This is a genomic window from Palleronia abyssalis (genome assembly GCF_900302445.1).
GTDB classification, from domain to species: Bacteria; Pseudomonadota; Alphaproteobacteria; order Rhodobacterales; family Rhodobacteraceae; genus Palleronia; species Palleronia abyssalis.
Genome location: NZ_ONZF01000018.1, coordinates 1 through 18735, shown reverse-complemented (window position 1 = coordinate 18735; position 18735 = coordinate 1). Strand labels below are relative to the sequence as shown.

The following is an 18735-nucleotide window of genomic DNA, read 5'->3' as shown; positions in this document are numbered from 1 at the left end:
GCGCGACCCCACCCCGAGGGCCGTTGCCAATGCTGTCATTCATCCTGCGCCGGATCCTGATCGCGATCCCCACGGTCATCCTGATCTCGATCTTCGTTTTCGCGCTGCAAAAGCTGCTTCCGGGCGATCCGGTCCTGGCCATGGCGGGCGAGGAACGCGACCCCGCGACCATCGAATTCCTGCGTGAGAAATACCGCCTGAACGATCCGATCCCGGTTCAGTATTTCACCTGGGTGGGCAACGCGCTGACCGGCGATCTGGGCATCTCCCTGCGGACCAACCAGCCCGTGACCGAACTCATGGCCGAGAAACTGCCCGTCACGCTGCAACTTGCCACCATGGCAATGATCTTCGCCCTGGTCATCGGCATCCCCGCGGGGATCCTGTCGGCCGTCAAGAAGGGCACCGTTACCGACTACGTCGCCAATGTCGTCGCGCTGTCGGGCCTGTCGATCCCGAACTTCTGGCTGGGGATCATGCTGATCCTGCTGGTGTCGGTGAAATGGCAGCTTCTGCCGGCATCGGGCTATGTGCCGTTCGACGAGGATCCCGTCCGCTCGATCCAGGTGATGATCATGCCCGCTTTCGTGCTGGGCACGGCCCTTGCCGCCACGTTGATGCGCCACACGAGGTCGGCCATGCTGACGGTGCTGACCTCGGACTACGTGCGCACCGCCCGCGCCAAGGGCCTGAGCGAACGCCGCGTGATCCTGAAACACGCCTTTCGGAACGCGCTGACGCCCATCGTCACCCTCTCGGCGTTGCTGTTCGGCGAACTGATCGCCGGCGCCGTCCTGACCGAGCAGATCTTCACTGTGCCCGGCTTCGGCAAGCTGGTCGTGGATGCCGTCTTCAACCGTGACTACGCCGTGGTGCAGGGCATCGTCCTCGTCACTGCCGTCGGCTTCATCGTCATGAACCTGCTGGCCGATGTCGCCTACGTCCTTCTCAACCCGCGCCTGAGGAGCTGACCCCATGGCCCAGGTCGCCACCCCGTCCACCATCGACGCCGAAAGCGCCAACGATCCCGTTCTGGACCGCCGGCCCGAAAACCGCGTGTGGAAGAAGTTCCGCAGCCACCGTTCGGCCATGCTGGGCGGTATCCTCGTAACCTTCTTCGTGGGCATCGCGATCCTTGCCCCCGTGCTGCCGATCCCCGACCCCACCGCGACCGACTGGGGCGCGGTGCGGCAAGCGCCCAGCGCGGCGCATCTTTTCGGCACCGACGAGATCGGGCGCGATGTCCTGTCCCGCATGATCTGGGGCGCGCAGGCCTCGCTTCTGGCGGGCGTCGTGTCGGTCGCCATCGCGGTGCTGGTCGGCGTGCCGCTGGGGATCGCCGCAGGCTATTTCGGCGGCTGGACCGATGCGGTCATCTCGCGCTGCACCGAGGCGTTGCTGGCCGCACCCTTCCTGATCCTCGCCATCGCGCTGGCGGCTTTCCTCGGGCCGTCGCTGACCAACGCGATGATCGCCATCGGCATTTCGGCCACGCCCTTGTTCGTGCGACTGACGCGGGGGCAAGTCCTGTCAGTCGCGGCCGAGGATTACGTGGATAGCGCCCGCGCCATAGGTCTGCCCACCCGCAAGATCCTGTCGCGCTATATCCTGCCCAACATCCTGCCGCCCATCCTGGTGCAGGCCACGCTGACCATCGCCACCGCCATCATCGCCGAGGCCTCGCTGTCCTTCCTCGGGCTTGGCCAGCAGCCCCCCGCACCATCGTGGGGGTCGATGCTGAACACGGCGAAGAACTTCCTCAACCAAGCGCCCTGGATGGCGCTTTATCCCGGCATCGCGATCTTCCTCGTGGTGCTGGGCTTCAACCTGCTGGGTGACGGGCTGCGCGATGCGCTCGACCCCCGCGAACAATGACCGAGGCCCCATGACCGACTTCACCACCCGTCCCGACATCCGCGGCACCTTCGGCGTCGTCACCTCGACCCACTGGATCGCCTCGTCCGTGGGGATGTCTATCCTAGAAAAAGGCGGCAATGCCTTCGACGCCGCCGTCGCCACCGGCCTGACCCTGCAAATCGTGGAGCCGCACCTGAACGGCCCCGCCGGCGACCTGCCCATCGTCTTTCATAGCGTCAAGACCGGCAACGGCGTGGTCGCGGCGCAAGGCGTCGCGCCCAAAGCAGCCACGATCGCGCATTACAAGGCGCAGGGGATCGAACTGATCCCCGGCTCGGGCCTGCTGTCCACCGTGGTCCCCGGCGCCTTCGACGGCTGGATGCTGATGCTGCGCGACCACGGCACCATGACGATCCGCGACGTGCTGACGCCCGCCATCGGCTACGCCCGCGACGGCCACCCGATGCTGCCCCGCGTGGCCGACACGATCGCCGGTCTGGCGCAATATTTCGCGGATGAATGGCCCTCCTCAGCCGAAGTCTGGACCCCGGGCGGCAAGGCCCCCGAAGGGCACGCCATCTTCCGCAACCCCGACCTCGCGGCGACCTACCAGCGCCTCGTCGACACGGCCGAGGCGACAGGCGATGATCGCATCGCCCAGATCGACGCCGCCCGCAACGAATGGGCCGAGGGCTTCGTCGCCGACGCGATCTTCCACTACCTCAAGGCCGCCGAGGTCCACGACGTCTCGGAACGCAAGAACCGCGCCGTCCTCGCCCCCGAGGACATGGCCAACTGGCGCGCCGAGATCGAGCCGACCCTGTCTTACGACTACCACGGCTGGACCCTGCACAAGACCGGCCCCTGGGGCCAGGGTCCCGTGCTGCTGCAATCGCTGGCGATCCTGAAGAACTTCGACCTCGCCGCGATGGACCCGATGGGCCCCGATTTCGTCCACACGGTCATCGAGGCGATGAAGCTCTCCTATGCCGACCGCGAGGCCTATTACGGCGACCCCAAGCACAGCGACGTGCCGATGGAGCACCTGCTGTCGGACGCCTACAACACCGAGCGCGCCGCCCTGATCGGCGCAGAAGCGTCCACCGAACAACGCCCCGGCCGCGTGCCCGGCTTCGAGCATCAGGCCGACGCCTACATCGCCCGCGCCGCACACGACTTCGGGGTGTCGGATGTGAACGCGCAAGAGCCGACCATGGCGCACCTGACCGACAAGAAGGGCGACACCGTCCATCTCGACGTGATCGACCGCTGGGGCAATTGCGTGGCCGCGACCCCCTCGGGCGGCTGGCTGCAATCGAACCCGGTGATCCCGGGCCTCGGCTTCCCGCTGAACTCGCGCGCGCAGATGTTCTGGCTGGAAGAGGGTTTGCCGACCTCCCTCGCCCCCGGCCGCCGCCCGCGCACCACGCTGACACCGACGCTGGCCGAACATCAGGACGGCACCCGCCTTGTCTTCGGCACCCCCGGCGGCGACCAGCAGGACCAGTGGCAGCTGATCTGGTTCCTGCGTTTCGTCCATCACGGGATGGGGATGCAGGCCGGGATGGACGCGCCACTGTTCCATTCGATGCACTTTCAGGGATCGTTCTTCCCGCGCGCCGTGAAACCGGCCGAGATGATGATCGAACCCAATGTCGGCGAAGACTGCATCGCGTCCCTGCGCGCGCGCGGCCATGTCGTGACGGTGGCGGGACCCTGGACCGTCGGGCGCCTGACGGCCGCCCGGCGTTTGCCCGACGGAAGCCTGACGGCTGCGGCCACGCCCAGGCTGATGCAGGCCTATGCGGTGGGCCGCTGAGGATGACCTATTCCCTTATCGCGCGTGTGCCGGAAACGGGCGAGATCGGCATCGCCGTGGCCTCGCGCTTCTTCGCATGCGGCGCCATCGTCCCCCATATCGGCCCCCGTTCCGCCGTGGCCACGCAGGCTTTCGTGAACCCCATGTGGGGGATCGAGGGGCTGTCGCGGCTGGAGGACGGCGAAGCCGGCAAAGACGTCCTGTCCGATTTCGTGATGCGCGACGGCGGGCAGCATATCCGCCAGTGCCATGCGCTTGATATGCATGGCAATTTCACCGCTCACACGGGCGAAGATTGCGTCGACTGGTGCGGCCACCTGACGGGTGCCGAACACTCCGTCGCCGGCAACATGTTGACCGGCCCCGACGTCGTTCGCGCCACATTCGATGCCTATGCCTCGGCCGACGACCTTCCGTTTCCCGACCGGCTTCTTCACGCCATGCGCGCGGGCGAGGCCTCGGGTGGTGACAAGCGGGGCCGGCAGGCGGCTGGCCTGAAGATCCACCGCGGCGAGGCATATGCCACCCTCGACCTGCGCGCCGACGATCACGCCGATCCGCTGGCCGAACTCGCCCGCCTTCTGGACGTCGCACGCGAACGCTATGTCCACGTGGCCAAGACCTTTGCAACAACACGAGACTTTTCGGGCTCCACCGACCGGGAACCCATAGACGCGGCAATCGAAGCCGAGGATGCCGGACGCAGGGCGGCCGGAATGGCCAGTCAGTCGAACGCCACAGAGAACGAGGCCTTCTGAAGTGGAAGATCAACTCGCAGACCTTCTATCCACGATTGCCCTGCCCGCGATCGCCGCAGGTATCTTCGGCGGCATCCTCGCCGGCCTGCTTGGCGTCGGCGGCGGTATCGTCATCGTCCCCGCCCTATACTTCGCCCTGTCCCTCACGGGGATGGACCCCGCGCAGGTCATGCAGCTTTCGGTCGGCACCTCGCTTGCGACCATCATCTTCACGTCGCTCAGCTCGTCGTGGGGGCACTACCAGCGCGGGGCCATCGACTTCGACCTTCTCAAGCTGTGGGGACCGTCGATCCTTGTGGGTGTAGTCCTTGGCGGCATCCTCGGTGGCATCGTCTCGGGCCTTGCGCTGATCGCCGTGTTCGCGATCGTGGCGCTGCTGGTTGCACTCGACATGATCCTGCGCGGCGGTGGGGATATCGACAGTCCACGCAGCTTCTCCAAGCCGGTCTGGGCCTTTTTCGGCATCATTGCGGGTACCATCTCGGCCATGATGGGGATCGGCGGGGGCACAGTCTGCGTACCGCTTCTGAACTTCCTGGGCTACGAGATCCGCCGTGCGGTGGGGACTTCGGCCGCCATCGGGTTCATCATCGGTCTGCCCGGCGCGATCACCTATATCCTGACAGGCCTGGGCCATGAGGGATTGCCGCCCCTCTCGCTGGGTTACGTCAACTTGGCGGCGGCGGTGATCATCATCCCGCTGACCGTCATCTTCGCGCGGGTCGGCGTGGCGATTGCCCACCGGATCCCGCGCCGGGCCCTGCGGCTGACATTCGGTCTGTTCCTGCTGGTGACCTCGCTTCGGATGTTCACCGACCTGTACGGGGCAATCTAGCGATGAGCGACGGGGGGGACCTTGCCGCCAAGCTGCGCGGCCTGATCACCGCGGAGGAGCTTCCCCCCGACGGTCGCCTGCCCCCGGAGCGGGATCTGGCCAACCGTTTCGGCGTCAGCCGTGCGAAACTCCGGCGGGCCCTCGACGACATGGAAGAAGACGGAACGGTCTATCGGCGGCAGGGTCGTGGCACATTCGCCGCCCCGCCGGTCTCGCAAGGGTCCAGGGTTCTTGGCCGCGTGGCCCGCGAAGCGACACCTCAGGACATCATGGAAGTCCGCCTGCAGATCGAGCCCGCCTTGGCGGCCCATGCCGCGTCCCGGGCCCGAAACGAAGACCTCGCCCGGTTGGAACAGTTGATGCAGGCCACGATCGACCTGTCCGAGAGGGCTGCCTACGACGCGGCGGACGAAATTTTTCACTACAATATTGCGGTCGCGGCACGAAATCCGCTGTTTCTTGAGGTCTACGACTCCATCCGAACCGTCAGACGACTGGCGTCCTGGGGTGACATTCGCCGCGAGAGTCATACGCCGCAGGTCATGGCCCGGTTCGGCGAACAGCACCGCGCCTTGTTCAGAGCGATCCAGTCGCGGAACGGCACCATGGCGGCGCAACTGATGGAGGAACACCTGCTGGATGTGAACCGGATGGTAACCCTTGGCAGCAAGTCCACCGTGCGCTATTTCGACGGCACGTCGCGGGAATAAAACGCCCACCGGCGGCAATCGCCCCATCTTCCTCAATCGGATGCGGTCTCGCAGTCCTCCTCGTTCCAATCGCCCTTGTCTTCGCGGCCCCAAAATACGCCCGACTTCCGGCTGCCCAGCCGTTCGAGCACGGCATAGATTGCCGGGATGATGAGGATCCCGAGGAACGTCGCCGCGATCATCCCGCCCATTGCGGCCGATCCGATGGCGTTGCGGGCCGCCGCTCCGGCCCCCGAGGCGATGACCAACGGCACCATGCCGAAGACGAAAGCCAATGCGGTCATCAGCACGGCGCGATATCGCTGCTTTGCCCCCATGTTGGCCGCCTCGGTAATCGGCATACCGTCGGCATGGCGGTTCTTGGCGAACTCCACGATGAGGATGGCGTTCTTGGCAGCAAGGCCGATCAGCATGACCAGGCCGATCTGAGCATAGACGCTGGCCGTGAACCCGAACAGGGTCAGCGTCACAGCCGCACCGGCCCCCGCGATCAGGACAGACAACATGATGGCCAGCGGTTGCAACCAGCTTTCGAACTGCCCGACAAGGAACAGGTAGGCGAAGACGAACGCCAGCGCGAAGGCGATGAAAGTCACATTGCCTGCCTGCTGCTGCTGGTATGACGCACCGGAAAACGCAAGCTCGTACCCTTGGGGAAGCTGTTCGCTCGCCACGCGCTTCAAGGCTTCCAGCGCTTCGCCCGAGGAGTATCCCTCGGCCGGCTGCCCCGAGACGGAGGCTGCGGTGAACAGGTTGAAGCGCGGCAGGATATAGGGTCCGAACCGCGTCTCCAGATCCGCGACCGCCGACAGGGGCACCGCCCCTCCGTTGCGGTTCTGGGCATAGATCTGGGTGATGTCGTCGGGCTGCGACCGGAACCGGTCGTCACCTTGCAGGCGCACCTGATACACGCGCCCCTCGTAAACGAACTGGTTGACGAAACTCGCCCCCAGCGTCTGGCCCAGAGTCTCATAGATCGAGGCCACGGAAAGCCCCAGCTGTTCGGCCCGCTCGCGGTCGATATCGACGAAGATGCGCGGCACGTCGGCCGAGAATGTCGTACGCGCGCCGCCGATCGCGGGGTCTTGGTTCGCCGTCGACAGGAACGACCTTGCGACCTGTGCGACCTCGACCGCGGGTTGGCCTTCGGTCGCCAAGATCTGCGCCGAGAACCCGCCGACCGATCCCGTGCCCGGGATCGCGGGGGGAGGAAAGGCCTGCACCTGCAAACCGGGCAGGGTCTGGAACTGCCCGTTGAGCTGCCCCAGGATGGTAAACAGATCGCGCCGCTCTCCCCACGGGGCCAGCGTGGCGATGGCGATACCGACCGATGAGCGCGACCCGCCGAGGAACGAAAAGCCCGCCACGGAGATCACGTTCTCGACCCCTTCGGTGTTCTGGATGATGTCCGACACCTCCTGCATCGCTTCGGTCGAGCGTTGCAGCGACGCCCCGTCGGGCAGCGACACGTCCACCAATATCGCGCCTTGGTCCTCGGACGGGACCAGCTCGGTCGGCAGGCGCAGATAGGTCGAAGCCGCGATGAAGATCGCGATGCCCAGCACGGCGATGGCCAGCAGACCACGGACGACGAAGAAATTGACCACGCCGCCGTAAACGTCCCGGCTCCAGAACAGAATCTGGTTGAACTTGCGGAAGATCCACATCGGTTGATCCTGCGGTTTCAGCATGACCCCGCAAAGCGCGGGCGTCAGGGTCAGTGCGACCACCGAACTGAGCACGATGGAAATCGATAGCGACAGTCCGAACTGTCGATACAGCTGCCCCGAGATGCCGGGCAGGAACGCGACCGGCAGGAACACCGCCAGAAGAACCAGCGTGGTCGAGATGATGGGTCCCGTGATCTCTGCCATCGCTTTCGTCACGGCGTCCTTGCGCGACAGGTCCGGGTTCTCTTCCATGACGCGGGTTGCGTTCTCGACGACGAGGATAGCGTCGTCCACCACGATACCGATCGCCAGGATCAGCGCCAGAAGCGTGATCACGTTGATGGAAAACCCGATCGCCAGCAGCGCGGCGAAGGTTCCCACCAGGGACACCGGGATGGCGATCAGCGGAATGATCGTCGCGCGAACGCCCTGCAGGAACGTGAACACGACCACCACGATGATCGCAGCCGTCAGAAGCAGGGTCTTGACGATCTCTTCGATCGTGACGCGGACATATTCCGTCGTGTCGTAGACGACCTCATAGCTCATGCCTTCGGGAAAGCTCTCCTGGCGGGCCTCCAACTCTCGCCGCACTTCGTCCACGGTCGAGATCGCGTTGGCTCCCGGGGACTGATTGACCTGCATGGTCAGGCTTGGCCGATCCCCGAGGAACGAGTTTGTCGAATAATCCTGCGCGCCCAGTTCGACCCGCGCGACATCCCGAACCCGGACAAGGCCGCCATTCTCTCCGGCCCTGACGACGATGTCGCCGAACGCCTCCGGGTCGGACAGACGCCCCTGCGCGGTGACGGTATAGACCACCGATTGCCCGTCGACGGCGGGCGCGCCGCCCACCTGACCGAGAGCCGCAGCGAGGTTTTCCTCGCGGATCGCATTGGCCACGTCTGAGGGGGACAGGTTGAATTGCGAGAGCTTATCGGGGTCCGTCCAGATGCGCATGGCGTAGTTCGACGGGCCAAGGACCTGCGCATTGCCAACCCCTGAAATTCGGGACACCGCGGTCGTCAGATTGGTGGACACGTAGCTGGCCGCGTCGATCAGCGACAGGTCGCTGTCAGGATCGACCGGGAAAGCGACGGCCAACAGGAAGTTCGGCGATTGCGTACGGATCGTGACGCCCTGATCGACCACCGACGTGGGCAGCTGCGGCGTGGCAAGCTGCACCCGGTTCGACATGTTCACCTGCGCGATATCCGGGTCGGTTCCGATCGCGAAGGTGATGGACAGCGAATAAGTCCCCTGGTTCGACGAGGAGGACGACATGTACAGCATCCCCTCGACCCCGTTGATCGCCCGCTCCAGCGGGGCGCCCACGGTCTCGGCCAGCACGGTCGAATCCGCCCCCGGATACGAGGCCGACACCTGCACGGTCGGCGGCGAGATGTTGGGATACTGCGTCACCGGCAAGACGAAGATCGCAAGGATTCCGGCAAGCGTGATGACGATCGAGACGACCGCCGCGAGGCGCGGACGCTGGATGAAAATCTTCGAGATCATTCCGAACCGCCCGATCCGCCGGACTGGCCAGAGCCTTCGGACGACGTGCCGTCGCCCGATCCTTCCCCGGCCGCGCCCCCCTGCGCGGCACCGCCCGGAACGCCGCCCTGCTGACCGGTCGTCCGCGGATCGACCGTCTGACCATCCCGCAACTGCAACGCGCCGCGCACGATCACGCGCTCACCACCTTCCAGGCCGCGGGTGACTGCGACGGTTCCGGGTTCGGGGCCGGGCTCCACCTCGATGGGAAGCCGCGAGACGGTGTCGTCGTCATTGACGACCCAGACAGTCCGACCGTCACGACCAAGCTGAACCGCAGCTTGCTGGATTACGGGAAGAACGGGCGGATTGGCTTCCTCGACCCGCAATGTCACGTTCTGGTTCGGCAGAAGCAGGCCTTCGGGATTGGCGAACCGAACGCGGACCTCAACCGTTCCCGTCGTCGCATCCACCGAGTTGCCGACGAACGCGAACTCCCCTTCCTCGGCATAGACGCTTCCATCCGGCAGAACGAGGCTCAGCCGGTAATTCGCCTCTTCGATAGACTGCGCCTGCGGGGCGTCGTCGCCCACCGGCCCCGCACTGGAATTGTTTTCCGCCTCTTCTTCACGGTCCTCGATCGGCGCGATTTCCCCGCTTCCGATCCCCAGTTGACGCCACCGCGAAAGCCGGTTTTCCCCCAGCGAGAACACGCCCCATATGGGATCAAGCTGGACCAACTCCGCAAGCGGTCCGGACGACGCGGAGACATAGTTGCCCCGCGTGATGAACGGCGCCGACATCTTCCCCGAGATCGGGGCCTCGATCGAGGTATAGCTCAGATCAAGTTCCGCCTGGCGGACATCGGCCTCGGCCTGCCGCACCTGGGCGCGCGACGCCGCCGCACTCGCGATGGCGTCGTCCAGATTCGCCTGACTTACGGTGTTGCTCTCACGCAGTTCCCGGCGGCGCGCCAGCTGACGCTCAGTTTCAGCGTTTGCGGCTTCCGCACTGTCCAACCGCGCCTCGGCCGAAGCAAGCGCGGTCTCGTACTGCTCGCGTTGGATCTGAAATAGGAGGTTGCCTTCCTCGACGAACTCGCCCCCGTCGAACGCGACCTCCTCGATGAAGCCCGTGATCCGGGCCTGAACTTCGACCTGTTCGATGGGCGTCACGCGCCCCAGAAAGCGAAAACTCTCACCCACCGGCTCTTCCTGGGCTTCGGAATAAACGACCGCCGGAGGGCGGGACTGTCCCTGACCGCCGCCTTGCCCCGGATTTTCCGGCGCATCACTCTCGATCCCCAGAAGAGAGGACAGAAAACCAGGCACCGGCACTTCGCCCACGAGGGGCAAATCTACGCTGGCACCGCTTCCGCCTTGTGTCTGGCCGTCCGACGCGCCCTCACCGCCGGAGCCGCCGTCTTGGGCGCCCGCGATGTCGACGGTTACGAAAGCCGACGCGATGGTCAGGAAAATTAGGCGTCGAAATCGCACAGCATGCCTCCGGTTGGATTTCGACGGAGTTAGGACGAAAAGCCGGCATGGCTAAGTATGCACAGTGGCTGCGCGAGAATCGCGAAACCGGATTTCCCTGCTGAACCTGTGCAAACAACCCCCCACTGGCGACTTGGACGATTGGTTCGCCACCGAGATCGAAATCTTAGTCGCGGCCAGCGTAGAACCCGGAAGAAGAATGCTACGGCCTTCCCGTCCGGCTGTCGTTTCACGCTGCTCAACCGTGCCAGCTTTGCAGCCCCAGGGACCTCGGCAAGGCACCCAGTTCTTCCACGTCTCGCCGTCTACCGGGCTGTGATCTTGGTAGGGTTTGCCGACCGATGGGGGTCCACATGGGCACCGATCAGAAGCCGGCGAGCTTCGTCGGTGAAACCGTACTTTGCCGCATATTCTGCAAGGCAACTTTCCAAGCAGGAAATTCGATTGATCAGTTCGGTCCCCTCGTTCAATTTGTCACCCTCAGGCTGCGGCTCTTCACTACCGTATCAATGCGGCTGGTTGCGGCCAAACTTTCTGAACGCCATCGGCGACTTCTTGCGATGCGCGACCGGAATGAAGGTCGTTTTAGACATCCTGGGCCGGTCTTTCTGCCCGGCCCAGAATTGAATGTAAGCCGCGCTATGCGACCAGCTTCAGCGCATTGGTCGACTGCTGCTGGTTTCTTTCAGCAGTATCATCTTCGTCGAACTGGCTGATCGTCTGTCTTAGTTCCTCGGCCTGGATTGAGAGGTCCTGCGCCAGTTCCTTGGACTGATCGGAGGCGGCGGCGTTCTGCTGGATCACCTGGTCCAGCTCTCTGATCGACCTGTTGACTTGCTCGGCACCGACGCTTTGCTCTCGGATCGCAGCAGAAATTTCCTGGACCAGATCAGCCGTCCGACAAATCTCTGGAAGCAGTTCATCAATTTGGGAGCGTGCTTCCCCGGCCGTCTGCACCGTGCTGTTCGACAGCCGAGAGATCTCGGCAGCGGCAACGCGACTCCGCTCTGCAAGTTTGCGGACTTCGGCGGCCACCACTGCGAAACCCTTGCCATTCTCTCCGGCGCGGGCGGCTTCGACAGCGGCGTTCAGCGCCAAAAGATCGGTTTGCTGCGCGATTTCCTGAACGACCCCAATTTTCTGGACAATTTGCTGAACCGCCGCGACGGCTTCTGCGACGGCCTCTCCCGACGATTGGGCTTTGGCCGAAGCACGGGTCGCGATCTTGTCGGTTTCAGCGGCGTTGGTTGCCGAATGCCCGATACTTGCCGACATCTGCTCGATTGCAGCACTTGCCTCTTGGGCAGAGGCCGCCTGGGCATCCGCCCCTTGGCTGGACTGTTCGGACGACTGGCGCAGTTCACCTGCGGCCCGCGCAACAGCCTCCGCGTTCTCAAGAGCATTGGACAGGACGTTCTGCAACGACTGCCGCAGGCTGTCCGTCTTGCGCATGTTCTCCCTGAAGATTTCGAGCGCCGAAACCAGACGAGCGACTTCTTCGAGGTCGTCACTGCGAGTGTCTATCTCGACATCCAGTTTGCCGGAAGAGAGCTTTTCCAGCGCCTCCGTCGTCTCTTCGAGCCGTGAAACCAAGCGCTTGCGCAACAAGGAAAGGACGAACAGGACTACACCGCCAAGTGCAAGCAAGAGTGCCAGATTGGTGGCCAAACCGATCAGTGCCCCGGTTCGACGCGCCTCCCAATACGCCACAAGTTCATCGCCAGCCAGGTTCGACAGGGCGGTCATATGATCCAGCGCCTCGTTAGATAGCTCGAAAAATGCATCGAAACCGATTGAATAATCAGGCGCACCTGCGGCGGTGAGCGAAGTTTCCGTCAAGCCACCAGTCAACTTGATGTAGTCCTCGAAATAAAGCGTCTCACCGATATCGATGCGGTCGAGAATCGGTTGCGGCAAATCGCTTGCAATCGCGAGGTTTTTGAGCGCCCCCCAAGCTGAAGCCGCCCGCTTTTCATCAGCGTAGATCATGTTGAGATAGGCATCGGGTATTTTTGTCCCGTTCAACGTCGCGATCGCATAGTAGGTGCGCGCCCGGCCGCCGAACTCGCGAACTTCCCATGCCCTGTCCTGCACACCCGCCAGCGCAATCGAAATATCGGCACTGACCTCGTTCGCAGGTGTCAAAAGGAGTCCGTCCGTCTTCATGTCCGCAATCAGGCGCTTCATCTCGAAGGGCAACTCCTTGGATCGCGTGGAATCTCGTTCCACCTTTGGCAGCGACAAGGCCCTGTCGACTTCGGCGCGCAGCGCGTCGATTGCGGCAATGGAGTTTCTCGACTCACTGAGAAACGCGGAATTTCCGGAAGATGCTGGACCAGCGTCGACAAGGTCCACCGCTTCCCTGAAAAATCGCCCAGCGTCCTCGCGTTGCAGGTCAATCAGTTGCCGAAGATTTAAAGGCACCGAAGCGTCCAAAGACATGGCAACTTGGGTCACACTTCGCTCAAGCGACAAGGCAATCGTCCCCGCGGCCCATGCAGAGTTCGCCTTGCTGGCCTCTGTCATACGCGCAATCGTTCTATAGTCGCCCCAAGCGCTTGCCACCGACATCGTAAATTTCCCGGCTGCAAACACACCGACCGCCAAGAAAGCGATCGACACCAACTTCGATAAATTCATTTTTAATCCTTACAATGTACAATAGGATTCAGTATCAACGTCTGGAGTAGCTAATTTCGCAATTCCGTTAAATTTCCGTATCCTGCGGAAATACAAGGGGTGGGCAAAATGCCGCATCTCTGATTCCCGAATGCGCATTGGTCAACAAGTGTGAAGGCGGGGCTTTGAGAGATCGCCCTTTCCAGGAAGACGCGTGAGCTGTTGCTCGGCTCCGTCCCGGAGGCTCTCAATCTTTTCCAAGCTATGGGTCTGTCGGTCGACAAGCCGCGCATCGGGGGCTGGCCTGCGACCTCCCGTTCAATATTTTAAAGCATGCCGATACAGTCGAGCGGTCCCCGACCCGGTTGAGGTCCCGACGTCATGGGAGCCGCGGTGAAGATGTGGCCAGCGGGCCGCCTCGCGGAACCGAACGGCGCCGTCCGGCCTCGGGTCGTAGAACTGACATTGCCCGTGCAGCCTTCGGTTTCAGGATGCGGCGGGGTCTGGCTCTGATGCTTTCGGACATGCTCTTCCTTCCAGTCCGGAGCGAAGCGGTAGACGGCGCGCGGTGTCGTCCCCGCCTAAACTCGCTGGTCCCTTAAATAACTCCAGACCCTTCCCTCTTCACGCCATTGCCGACGCTACAGACGCGCAGGGGCCCATCCAGCACCCGTATCGGTGTGTCATCGGCATGCAGCAGGTCCTCGAGCGCCAGATCCCATTGTTCTATCTCGCGGACGACCTTCTCAAGGGACTTCACAAAAGCCTACTTTTTCAGCTCGGCAATGCGCTAAAGCGTCTGGATCAGCAGGTCATGGGCGCGTATCGTCGCCGACGTTTCACGTTCTCGGCCTGCAAGGCGGCGATCATAGCCTTTAAGTAGGCAGGTCTTCGGGAAGGATTTCGCCACCTTTTTGGCTACCAAGGATCAGGCCAAAGCGCTCCAAAAACAAGGCCGAGGGGCGGACAAATCATACAACTCGGGCCAGCTTAGCACCCCCAATCCGGGTGCGCCAGTCGATCCCTTCCCACGGCATCGCCGTCTGAGCCGATGTCAGTCGCATCGCGCCCGAGGCTGAGGACGTAACATCGATTGGGAGGAATAGTATGCCCACAGCTGGCGCCAAAGACCAATAACCTAGGTTCATGGCGCCAAGCGCGGATCTGCTGACGGGTCACCTCGTGCCGATATGCAACTCGCCCCTCGTCGCGTCGTTCAAGCCAACCGAGCTCACCACCGTCAGCTTGTCCTCATCACTCCGACGCCTACTGCGCTCGCCCCCAATAACCTTGCTTCGCATGGCCCCCGTCGCGCACTAGATACCTCGTTCCCGACGTCGAAATGCACGTTTCTTGGCTTGTTCCTCCGTCTCGAAACGGCGGTACCAACCGGGCCACTACCACCTTCCGCGATATCAATCTTTCCTATGTGAAATCTGGGGCAGTTGGGGTGTGCCGGATTCTCGAAATCTGCGCGGCGAGACTGTCAACATCAACTGGATCCTGAGATTGGCGACATTTGGTCGCCAAGGCAGCGATCTCCTCCAAGCCCAAAGTCAGCGCACTTCCCTTGAGCTTGTGGAGTGCTCTGTCGCCCCGCGCCACGTCCCCTTCACCTATCGCGGATCGAAGGTCGCTCAACAGATCAGCGGCCTGGTGAACGAAGCGATCAAGCAGTGTCAGGACGTAGTCCGCACCGAGTTCCGCCTCGAGCGCTGCGCGTTGCCTACTTGGAATGATTGGTGCGAGTCCCGCGGTAGCGGCGGGGAGCCAGCGGACGAGCAACCTAGCGAGTTTATCGCCCGTGATGGGTTTTGCCACAAAATCATCCATTCCGGCTGCTAGGCAGTCTTCCCGGTCGGACGTGAATGCGTTTGCGGTCAAACCGATAATCGGCACCTTGATGCCCGAGGCCCTCAAACGTCGTGTGGCGTCGAGCCCGTCGAGCCTTGGCATCTGCATGTCCATGAGGACCAAATCGGGGCAATCCTTCAGAACAGCATCAACGCCTTCCACCCCATCCGCTGCGCAAAGCGCCGTCGCCCCCAACTGTTGAAGAAGCTCGCAGGCGACGTCGCGATTAATTGGATTATCCTCGATCACAAGAATTCGACCCGGGATGACAGCGGCCTTCGTCACCTCGGCATGTGCTGAATCAGCTAGGTTGGTGGAAGGGATGGCGTCGATGTTCGGGACCTGAAACCAGAAAACGCTTCCGACATCCGCCTTCGTGTTCACGCCAATCTGGCCACACATCGCTTCGACTAGCCTTTTGCATATGGCGAGGCCAAGTCCCGTTCCGCCGAATTGGCGGGTGCGGCCGCTGTCGACTTGACTGAATTCCTGGAAGAGTTTCGGTACGTCCTCCTCCCTGATACCGACCCCCGTGTCGTGAACTTCAAACCGCATCGCATTCTGCCCGATCGGCAAGACTTTTACTCGTACGGACCCTTCGGGTGTGAACTTGATCGCGTTGTTTACAAGATTAATCAGTACCTGCCGTACCCGCAACGGGTCCGAGTAGATGGATACCTCGGGCGCATCTATATGAAAGCCAAGACCCGCTGCCTCGGCCCGAGGCGCGAGCAGTCCGCGCAGGGGGTCAAGCACCTCGGAAATATCGAACCGTTCGCGCATAATATCGGTTTCGACAGATTCGAGTTTGGAAAAATCCAGAACATCGCTGATGACGTCGAGAAGCAGGTTCCCCGAATGGCGAATCGCCGCAACTTGGCGGCTCTGGTCGCCCGTCAACCCCGTCTGGGACAGAACATCCGCCATGCCGATAAGTCCGTTTAGCGGCGTGCGGATCTCGTGGCTCATCGCTGCAAGGAACGTGGATTTAGCGCGGTTTCCAGCTTGTGCCTCTTCAGCCGCACGAGCGTTTTTCTCGCTCAGGATCTCGAGCGTCCGACGATTTCGGGAGAGCTGTCTTAACTGCAATCCAAGCAAAGCGACGATCAGGATCAATGCCAAGGTTAGAAGACCAACGCTCATAAGTATCTTCCGGTAGGTCGCCCTGATCCTTTGGCGCACCAAGACACGGCCCTCATTGTTGGCAGCGTTGGCAACCTGGGCAAGTTCACCGGTCAGAACCCGAATATCGGACGCCCTGTTGATCAGCAAATCGAGTCGTCCGCGCATGGCCGCAAAATCACTGGCAAGATCGTCGATCGTGGGAGCGAGGCCCAGGATCGACTTGTGCGCATCTCGAGCGGCAGCAGACACCCGGTCATCGCCCCCCACTGCTTTCTTGAACTTGGCCTCCGACAGAATGGACGCGCGGCTGTATAGGATATCGTAGCGGAGCAGGACAGCTTCCAGCCGGTTTGCCGACGGAGACTCCCGCGCCAAGACGAGCGCCTCTATCAGGCGGCCGGCTTCCCGGTCGGCCTGATAAGCCGCCCAGACCGCGTCTTCGCGAATTCCTGACTGGATGTCCTGGCGGCGTTCGTTGATGCCGAGAAACAGCATTACAATGGCCCCGAAAATCCCGGCACTGACGATTGTCAGAGCGCCGATGCCGGCTGCGAGGCGATGCTCTCGGCTGAAGCAGAGCATGACTACGCTAGCCTAGAACACCTCGATGGCACCGACCTGCCAGACCGATCGGCTGAAGATCATTTCGTTGTAAAGCTCGGGCGCGATGTCGAAGGGATAGATCACGAAAGCGGGCCCCTTGTCCCTGACTGATATCACCTCTCCATCGATCCGGGTAGCCAATATGACCGGATAGTTTTCGACGTCGCTACGTGGAATTTCGGCAGCGTAATCGTTCAGGGCAACCACGCGCAGCGTGTCACCACCAGCGCCGACAGCCTCCAGAATAGCCGAGATCAGCGGGCCATCGAAAAAGATCGTGCCGCTATACCAAGGCGTCTCAATCACCGTTTGACGTCCGGCCAGCGCCTCCATCATCGGCAGGTCAAAATGTGCAGCGCCATCGATATTCGTATGCTTGATATCGCCGCTGATCTTCAGGATGACCGGCCCCTTTGGAAGCGGCAGTTCTGTGGCCGAAACAAGGGTCGCGAATCCCAGCAGCACGGTAATGGAAAAAATTATGGTTCTCATGCTATTATCTTCTACTCAAAAAAATTATGCTGCGGATGGGGATTGCTCAGATAGCAGTATCTTGACGATACGGCCCCAACCCCGTTCAAAAGCGGCTACGCATTCCGGATCGAAATGGCGCCCAGAACATCTGACAATCTCGGCAAGGGCCTCTTCAGGATGCCATGCATCCTTGTAGCTTCGACGCGCGCAAAGAGCGTCGAAGACGTCAGCGACGGCGACGATGCGTCCCTCAACAGGTATTTCGTGTCCCGAAAGCCTTTTGGGATACCCAGTCCCATCCCATTTTTCGTGGTGTGTGGCGGCGATCGCTGCAGCGATCTGGACGAGCTCGCTATCGCCGTTCGACAATATCGTCGCACCGATGTTCACGTGTTCGCGCATGGCCGCAAATTCTTCGTCAGTCAGCTTTCCCGGCTTGTTGAGGATTGCATCAGAGATTGCGACCTTGCCCACGTCATGAAGTGGCGCGCTCAAATAGATGTTTCGGCAATGCTCGGGTTCGAGGCCAAGTTCTTCGGCTATGATGCGTGAAATCACTGCCACACGTGCGACGTGTTCACCCGTTCCGCCATCCCGGTATTCGATCGCCCGGGCCAGTCGCCAAATAATCTCTTCTTCGCGTTCGAGGATTTGCCGCGTCGCCGCTTGAACTTCTGCGGCCAGGAATCGCGCACGATCGGCGAGCTTTAACTGCGCTTGGCGCAAGCGCAGCAGGTTCCGAGAGCGAACCTTAAGCTCTTCAGGATCGACTGGCTTGTTCAGAAAATCTGTTGCACCGGCGTTAATGGCCTTGATGCGTATGTCACGGGCATCGTCGGCCGTTATCATGACAAGCGGGACATGCTCATAGCGCTTTTTGGCGCGCAGGTGTCCAATAAACTCGACCCCGTCCATGCCCGGCATCTGGTAATCCACAAGGACCAGGTCGGGGACGCATTCCTCGCAATCGGCTAGTGCAGCATCCGCATCGCTGTGTCCGACAACAGTGCAGTCGAACGCCTGAGAGGCGACCCTGCCAAGGACCGCCGCGGCAATAGGATCGTCCTCGACCACCAGGATACGCATTCTGGTCTGCATGTTCTCTCCGGGCTGCTTTACCCGGGAATGCCGACGATTCTTTAAGAAACGCTTACCTGCGAATAACTGAACTAAATTTGCCTTTTGGGCAGAACCAAAGGAAGCACTGGGCTGGATTCCAACCCGAAGCCGGGTCGGGGCGAAGATGCGCAGCCTCAAGGCATTCGTCAGCTAACCTGCCACGGGATTTTTCCTCCACCGTCGGTTAGAGTCTGGCTCAACCTGAGGACGGACAATGAAGCGAACGAGATTTACGGACGAACAGATCATCCACTGCCCGGCAGGCGCATGGGCAGCAAGTAGGTTCGGGAACCCATTTT

General features: G+C 62.0%; 13 protein-coding genes. 7 read left to right on the top strand and 6 right to left on the bottom strand.

The window, feature by feature from the left end; translation table 11 throughout:
* Positions 1 to 29 precede the first annotated feature (29 nt).
* The 6 genes from PAA8504_RS20750 to PAA8504_RS20725 are packed head-to-tail and all read left to right on the top strand — an operon-like array spanning position 30 to position 5979.
* A complete protein-coding gene (locus PAA8504_RS20750; RefSeq protein WP_108896045.1) occupies positions 30 to 971 on the top strand; it encodes an ABC transporter permease in 942 nt (313 codons plus the stop codon).
* Positions 972 to 975: 4 nt separating this feature from the next.
* On the top strand, positions 976 to 1875 hold the full coding sequence (locus PAA8504_RS20745; RefSeq protein ID WP_108896044.1) for an ABC transporter permease: 900 nt from the start codon (positions 976 to 978) through the stop codon (positions 1873 to 1875).
* Positions 1876 to 1885: 10 nt separating this feature from the next.
* On the top strand, positions 1886 to 3676 hold the full coding sequence (locus PAA8504_RS20740) for a gamma-glutamyltransferase family protein (protein ID WP_108896043.1): 1791 nt from the start codon (positions 1886 to 1888) through the stop codon (positions 3674 to 3676).
* A 2-nt stretch (positions 3677 to 3678) separates the two neighbouring features.
* Entirely contained in the window at positions 3679 to 4434 is a 756-nt protein-coding gene (locus PAA8504_RS20735; protein WP_108896042.1) for a DUF1028 domain-containing protein, read from the top strand.
* 1 nt (position 4435) lies between these two features.
* A complete protein-coding gene (locus PAA8504_RS20730) occupies positions 4436 to 5269 on the top strand; it encodes a sulfite exporter TauE/SafE family protein (RefSeq protein ID WP_245897723.1) in 834 nt (277 codons plus the stop codon).
* A 2-nt stretch (positions 5270 to 5271) separates the two neighbouring features.
* On the top strand, positions 5272 to 5979 hold the full coding sequence (locus PAA8504_RS20725; RefSeq protein ID WP_108896040.1) for a FadR/GntR family transcriptional regulator: 708 nt from the start codon (positions 5272 to 5274) through the stop codon (positions 5977 to 5979).
* 32 nt (positions 5980 to 6011) lie between these two features.
* Here PAA8504_RS20725 and PAA8504_RS20720 read toward each other — a convergent pair whose 3' ends face one another.
* The 3 genes from PAA8504_RS20720 to PAA8504_RS20710 form a co-directional block, all read right to left on the bottom strand.
* The gene (locus PAA8504_RS20720) at positions 6012 to 9167 is read right to left on the bottom strand and encodes an efflux RND transporter permease subunit (protein WP_108896039.1); all 3156 of its coding nucleotides are present in this window, start codon (positions 9165 to 9167) and stop codon (positions 6012 to 6014) included.
* Positions 9164 to 10642: an efflux RND transporter periplasmic adaptor subunit gene (locus PAA8504_RS20715; protein WP_108896038.1), complete on the bottom strand. Its 1479-nt coding sequence runs from the start codon at positions 10640 to 10642 to the stop codon at positions 9164 to 9166. Before PAA8504_RS20715 ends, PAA8504_RS20720 begins: the two co-directional genes overlap by 4 nt.
* A 639-nt stretch (positions 10643 to 11281) precedes the next feature.
* The gene (locus PAA8504_RS20710) at positions 11282 to 13282 is read right to left on the bottom strand and encodes a methyl-accepting chemotaxis protein (RefSeq protein ID WP_108896037.1); all 2001 of its coding nucleotides are present in this window, start codon (positions 13280 to 13282) and stop codon (positions 11282 to 11284) included.
* A 670-nt stretch (positions 13283 to 13952) separates the two neighbouring features.
* Between PAA8504_RS20710 and PAA8504_RS20705 the strand changes: the two genes are divergently transcribed.
* Positions 13953 to 14144: a hypothetical protein gene (locus PAA8504_RS20705; protein WP_108896036.1), complete on the top strand. Its 192-nt coding sequence runs from the start codon at positions 13953 to 13955 to the stop codon at positions 14142 to 14144.
* 542 nt (positions 14145 to 14686) lie between these two features.
* Here the strand turns inward: PAA8504_RS20705 and PAA8504_RS20700 are convergent.
* Genes PAA8504_RS20700 through PAA8504_RS20690 form a run of 3 tightly spaced genes read right to left on the bottom strand, consistent with a single transcriptional unit; the run spans position 14687 to position 18415 of the window.
* Positions 14687 to 16822 carry an ATP-binding protein gene (locus PAA8504_RS20700; RefSeq protein WP_108896035.1) on the bottom strand — a complete coding sequence of 712 codons (2136 nt, stop codon included), beginning with the start codon at positions 16820 to 16822 and terminating at the stop codon, positions 14687 to 14689.
* Positions 16823 to 16834: 12 nt separating this feature from the next.
* Positions 16835 to 17308: a putative pterin-binding protein gene (locus PAA8504_RS20695; RefSeq protein WP_245897722.1), complete on the bottom strand. Its 474-nt coding sequence runs from the start codon at positions 17306 to 17308 to the stop codon at positions 16835 to 16837.
* Between the two features lie 51 nt (positions 17309 to 17359).
* Positions 17360 to 18415 (bottom strand): HD domain-containing phosphohydrolase, encoded by a 1056-nt coding sequence (locus PAA8504_RS20690; RefSeq protein WP_219928966.1) that lies wholly within the window; start codon positions 18413 to 18415, stop codon positions 17360 to 17362.
* Positions 18416 to 18735: the final 320 nt, after the last annotated feature.